Annotated in this window: 1 protein-coding gene; it reads right to left on the bottom strand. The window is 36.9% G+C overall.

The genetic code is table 11. The features are described from left to right. On the bottom strand, positions 1–255 hold a 255-nt coding region (locus M3183_RS26930; protein ID WP_251475122.1), incomplete at both ends, for a reverse transcriptase domain-containing protein.

Below are 255 nucleotides of genomic sequence, written 5' to 3'. Positions count from 1 at the left end.
TGATTTTCTCCTTAAATTTCTTGACTGCTTTTTCTGAGGGTGAATGGTAATAACCATTTTTAAATACGTAGCCAAGAAAGATGAACGGTTCCTCGTAGTTATTTACAATCTTTGTTTTATCTGGGTGGACTTTTAAACCCAGTTTTCCCTCTAACAACTTTACTACTGTTCTTAGAACTCTTTCTGCCCCTTTTTGAGATTTACAACAGATGACGAAGTCATCTGCATACCTTGTAATGCGGTGACCTCTTTCCA

Source organism: Neobacillus mesonae (assembly GCF_023715155.1).
Taxonomy (GTDB): Bacteria; Bacillota; Bacilli; order Bacillales; family Cytobacillaceae; genus Neobacillus; species Neobacillus mesonae_A.
Note: the sequence above shows the minus strand (reverse complement) of the source record. Positions and strands in the feature narration are given on the sequence as shown.